The sequence below is a fragment of the Acinetobacter stercoris genome (assembly GCF_900323515.1).
GTDB lineage: Bacteria > Pseudomonadota > Gammaproteobacteria > Pseudomonadales > Moraxellaceae > Acinetobacter > Acinetobacter stercoris.
Window position 1 is genome coordinate 1 of record NZ_OOGT01000247.1, and the last position, 5,199, is coordinate 5,199.

The 5,199-nt window shown below is 38.6% G+C and carries 7 protein-coding genes; 3 read left to right on the forward strand and 4 right to left on the reverse strand.

Translation table 11 applies throughout. From position 1 onward, the window contains the following. Positions 1 to 71 precede the first annotated feature (71 nt). The gene (locus KPC_RS17690) at positions 72 to 407 is read left to right on the forward strand and encodes a hypothetical protein (protein ID WP_121975654.1); all 336 of its coding nucleotides are present in this window, start codon (positions 72 to 74) and stop codon (positions 405 to 407) included. A 40-nt stretch (positions 408 to 447) separates the two neighbouring features. On the opposite strand, the gene KPC_RS17695 is transcribed toward KPC_RS17690, so the two are convergent. Further along, entirely contained in the window at positions 448 to 870 is a 423-nt protein-coding gene (locus KPC_RS17695; protein WP_121975655.1) for a GFA family protein, read from the reverse strand. A gap of 97 nt (positions 871 to 967) precedes the next feature. On the opposite strand from KPC_RS17695, the gene KPC_RS17700 reads away from it, so the two are divergent. Continuing rightward, positions 968 to 1,306 (forward strand): tRNA-binding protein, encoded by a 339-nt coding sequence (locus tag KPC_RS17700; protein ID WP_121975656.1) that lies wholly within the window; start codon positions 968 to 970, stop codon positions 1,304 to 1,306. Between the two features lie 41 nt (positions 1,307 to 1,347). Here KPC_RS17700 and lnt read toward each other — a convergent pair whose 3' ends face one another. After that, on the reverse strand, positions 1,348 to 2,907 hold the full coding sequence (gene lnt, locus KPC_RS17705; RefSeq protein WP_121975657.1) for an apolipoprotein N-acyltransferase: 1,560 nt from the start codon (positions 2,905 to 2,907) through the stop codon (positions 1,348 to 1,350). Further along, complete coding sequence (locus tag KPC_RS17710) at positions 2,904 to 3,743, reverse strand: HlyC/CorC family transporter (RefSeq protein WP_121975658.1); 840 nt, start codon at positions 3,741 to 3,743, stop codon at positions 2,904 to 2,906. The genes lnt and KPC_RS17710 overlap by 4 nt, the downstream gene beginning before the upstream one ends. Positions 3,744 to 3,929: 186 nt before the next feature. Here KPC_RS17710 and tusA point away from each other — a divergent pair, with 186 nt between their 5' ends. Beyond that, positions 3,930 to 4,187 (forward strand): sulfurtransferase TusA, encoded by a 258-nt coding sequence (tusA, locus tag KPC_RS17715; protein ID WP_121975659.1) that lies wholly within the window; start codon positions 3,930 to 3,932, stop codon positions 4,185 to 4,187. Between the two features lie 183 nt (positions 4,188 to 4,370). Here the strand turns inward: tusA and KPC_RS17720 are convergent. Then, positions 4,371 to 5,199, reverse strand: an 829-nt coding sequence (locus KPC_RS17720; protein ID WP_171334540.1) for an electron transfer flavoprotein-ubiquinone oxidoreductase, incomplete at its 5' end; no start/stop codon positions are given.

Consider the following 5,199-nt stretch of genomic DNA (forward strand, 5'->3'; position numbering starts at 1 on the left):
AAAATAGACTTTTTATTTATTTAAAAGCTTGCATAATGTATTTCAGGCAATGAGTTGTCGTGGAGGGCATGATGAAAGCATTATTATTATCAGATGAAATTAACCATTTTCATTGGGCAATGCTGAAATCTGTGTTGTTGGTATTAAGTTTATTACCTGCTAGCCACTTTTTTTTGAATTTATTGCAAAATACCCAAGGTGGCAGTCAAATCGTAATTGGTTTTTTTGCAGTGAGTCTATTTTCTGCTTTGACCATTTTGGCTTTCTACTCAGCTCTAAATGCAACTATATTCAAAATGAAACATACACAAGCAAGTACATTTGAAGAACAGGTCATTAAAATCTACCGTTATATTCCTATGCTGTCACTTGCCAGTATGATTTCTTATTTAGTTGTTCAGCTTTAATTCTGATTAAAGAGTAAAGCCGAGTATATACTCGGCTTTTTTATAATTTGAAGAACCTTTTTAATTTATCCCATTCTGGAAGATGAGAAAAACTTTGTTGTTCAATCGCAATGTCTTCCCAGTTGGCTTTGGAAGAAAGATGGAAATCTAATTTTTTAGTTGGATGGAGATCATTCAGCCCTAACGGAATCCAGAATGCCAGTCCATTACTTAATTCATTTGGTAAAACAGAACCACATTTCTGACAAAAGTATGAAGTGAAACCAGTCTCCTTTTGATAAGTTCCGATAACATCTTCACCTGAAATCCATTCAAATACTTCTTTATTGACCAAAGTTGCAAAATTGGCATGTGTACCAGTCTGTTTACGACACAGACTACAATGACATTGATAAATCGTATTTATATCGTTTAGGTTTATTTTAAATTGAACGGTACCGCAAAGGCATTGTCCTTTTAGCATGATGTTTTGTCCGTTTTATATTAGATATAAAATCTGAGAAGTGGTTAAGATAACAGCAGATCTGAAAAAACACAAAGTGACAAAAAACGAGGGAAATATGGATTTGATTGAGTGGAATGATTTTATAAAAGTTGAACTTCGGGTGGGGAAAATCATTCAGGCTGAAGTATTTGAGAAAGCACGTAAGCCTGCTTATATTTTACATGTTGATTTTGGTCATGATTTGGGGATAAAAAAATCGAGTGCGCAAATTACGAAACATTATCAACCTGATGCATTGATCGGGAAACTTGTTGTTGCCGTGGTTAATTTTCCCAAAAAACAAATTGGACCAATTCAGTCAGAATGTTTGGTGACAGGGTTTCATGATGAAAATGGTGATGTGGCACTGTGTGTTCCAGATCTGGATGTACCGTTGGGAACAAAACTATTATAACAATGTTTTCCCTCTCATTTCTGAGAGGGAAACTGTAATTCTTAGCGTCGTGATTTAAAGCTAACATCTACATTTCTAGGTCTATATATCCAACCTAAAATCAGTAGAAATAGTGAAAATCCTAGAATTGGCCAGTCACTGAAACGAGTATACCATGTTTCGCCTTGCATGGCAGGTAGGTTACCGCGTAGTACATATTCTTTATCCATTGGGGCTTGTTCAACGATATGACCTTTTTCGTTGATAAAAGCTGTTATACCTGTATTGGTTGCACGGATAAACCAGCGACCATTTTCTTTAGCGCGCATTTGTACCATTTGTAGATGTTGCATAGGTCCTGCAGTACCTGTAAACCATGCATCATTTGAAACGGTAACGAGGAAGTCACTGTTAGCCGCATTGCGTCTGGTTAGATTTGGATATGCCACCTCATAACATATTGCAGAGGCAAGAGGATGACCTTTGACCATTAACGGTTTTTGATCATTCGCTCCACGAGAAAAGCCGCTCATGCTTGGATCATTCTGTAGAGAAGGCAGTACCCAGCTTAACATTCCAGAAAGAGGAATATATTCCCCGAAAGGAACTAGGCGCTGCTTCTTATATAGCCCATCAGCATTGCTTCCTGATGCCATTAAACTGTTATAAAACATCGGCTGGTTTTGTTGTTTTGATTCTTTCATATCCCAGTAGGGGATACCCGTTACCCATGCAGAACCTGAAGCCTTACCTTGTTCATCCATTGACTTTAAAAATGGTTCAATATCAGACTGGAACAACGGGATAGATGATTCTGGCCAAACAATCAGGTCACGTCCCCATTCGGTTTTGGTCAGATTCAAATAGATCATCAAGGTTTTTTCTTGATATTCAGTTAACCATTTTAAATCTTGGGGAATGTTGCCCTGAATGAGTGAGACACTTAACGGTTTAGCCGCTTTAGGTTCGACAAAATCAATTTTTGAAGAACCCCAGGCACCTAAGAGTAATAATGCACTTGGAATGATCCAGAATATTTTACGATTGAGTATTTCAACCAATGCCGATGCTAAAACGATGACTGTAAAAGATACAGCAAACACGCCAAATAGTGGTGCATAGCCATCTAAAAATCTTTCTGTAAATGCATAACCTGCAAATAACCATGGAAAACCTGTAAATACCCAAGTTTTAGCCCATTCGAAGAATACCCAGAGTGGTGTGAAAGTCAGTGGTGTTTCTGGGAAAAAGCGTCGATAAAGCCAAGTCTGCACGGCCGTAAATAGCCCCATGACCAAAGCCATGAAAGCAATCATTAGGATACTTAGGACGGCATGAGTATTGCCGTAGACATGGATGGATGTATATAGCCAGAAAGCACCAACAAACCATAAACCAAAACCGTATGCCCAACCAATAAACCAGGCTTGTTTGGGAGAGCGTTTACGCAAGCTTACATATAACAAGGCTGGAGAGAGGATTGCGATCCACCACCAGTAATAGGGTGCAAGTGCAAGACTAAAAATCGCCCCAGAAAATAATGAAATTAAAAATGGAAAAATAAATGGGAGCTGTTGATTTGTTCCAGAAGAATTTAACAGCTTTTCAAAGTGTGCTCTCATTTACGTACAGCTCGAATCAGATGAATGGTGCGGGCATCTGCTTCAATAATGGTAAATTCCCAATTTTCAAGTTCAACGACCTGACCTTGTAAATCACTCACCAGTCCGATTTCTTGAAGCAAAAGACCGCCGACAGTTTCTACTTCATCATCAGAAAAGTCAGCATCTAAAACAGTGTTGAAATGTTCAATTGGTGTAAGTGCCTGTACGAGCCATGCATTTGCTATGGTATGAGCTTTATCAGGGACTATAAACTGGGCTTCTTCATCGACTTTGTCATGTTCATCTTCAATTTCACCCACGATTTCTTCTAGGATATCCTCTAGTGTTACAAGCCCAGAAGTTGTGCCATATTCATCAATGACAATAGCAATATGGGTTTGTGTATTTTTAAGCATACGAAGGACTTGATCCGAGCGCGCGCTTTCAGGAACAAATAATGGCTGACGCATCAGGCTGTGAACATTAACCTTGGATGCGCGATCTGTCATGTATGGTAGTAAGTCTTTTGCAAGCAAGATACCAACGACATTATCAGGTTGTTCAGCTGAAAACACTGGAAATCGAGAGTGCGCTGACTCAATTAAAACAGGCAAAATATCCAGTAATTGATCATCTTCTTGCAAGCTGATCATAGCTGTACGTGGAGTCATGACTTCACGTACCTTTGTTGCTGGAAGGTCTAAAACGCCTTCTAACATGGCAACAGTATCGGGTTCTAAAAAACGACGTGAATCTTGTACTAATTTTAGCAGTTCATCGCGGGTTTCTGGTGCTGTACCTAACCATTTCCGTAAGCCACGCATACCCCACGACGGGCCTGATTCCTCGTGCATGATCTTTCCTAAAGACTCTTTATATCTAAAAATTTAATTTTATCATACCGAAGAAAATACAGATGTCTATCTATAAAATGATGAGAATAGATGAATAGAATAATCCTTTTACATTTATGTTGTGCAAAACACGAAAAGTAAGTGTTTGTGTTAAAATATTTAAGTATCTATTAATTGGGTTTGAGCATGTCTGATCAGTCTATTACACCTAGCATTCAACTGAATACACGTGGATTACGCTGTCCTGAACCAGTAATGATGTTGCATCAAGCTATTCGTAAATCTAGGTCAGGTGATGTGGTCGAAGTTTTTGCGACAGATAATTCAACTTCATGGGATATCCCGAAATTTTGTATGCATCTTGGACATGAGCTTTTACTTCAAGAAGAAAAGTTGGATGATGCTGGTAATAAAGAATTTCATTATCTGGTGAAGAAAGGGTAGTTTATATGGTTTCTGATCGAAATTTTTATTTCCGTAAGTAGTAAAGACTAAACCTGTACATATTGGAGAGAATATGGTTGTCTTTGGCCTGAAGAAACTCAAGCTAATCCATTTTTTATTAGAATCAATAGATAAATGAAAAAATCCCCTCAATAGGTGAGAGGATTTTAATTTCAAAATAAATTACATGTTCGGATAGTTTGGACCACCACCACCTTCTGGAGTTACCCAGGTGATGTTTTGCGATGGGTCTTTGATATCACAAGTCTTACAGTGCACACAGTTTGCAGCATTGATCTGGAAGCGTTTAGAACCATCATCATTTTCCATGATTTCATAAACGCCAGCAGGGCAGTAACGTTGTGCAGGCTCATCCCATTTTGGTAAATTTACATTTACAGGAATGTCTGGATTAGTCAGTTTCAAGTGCGCAGGCTGGTTTTCTTCATGAACTGTATTTGATACAAATACTGAAGATAAACGGTCAAAAGTCAATTTGCCATCCGGTTTAGGGTAGTTCGGTTTAAATGTTGCCGCATCTACTGTTTTTAACGCACTAAAGTCAGGTACCAGATCATGCAAGGTAAATGGAACTTTAAAGACATTCTGGTCAATAAAGTTAAATGCACCACCAAACCACTGACCAAATTTATGCATTGCCGGACCAAAGTTACGAGAGTTATATAACTCTTCTTTTAGCCAGCTATTATCGAATTTGTCTGTATAAGAGGTGAGTTCTTTTTCAAAGAAGTCTTCGCCTTCTGTAACACGGGCAACGGCAATGTCCCCGCCTTTTTCTACGCCTGCCTGAATTGCTTCAAATACTGCTTCACCACATAACATGCCAGATTTCATGGCAGTGTGAGAGCCTTTGATTTTGGCAAAGTTTAAGAAACCAGCATCATCTCCAATGAGACAACCACCTGGGAATGTGAGTTTAGGAAGTGAATTTAGACCACCTTTAACAACAGCACGTGCACCATAGGAAATACGTTTCCCACCCTCTAAATAC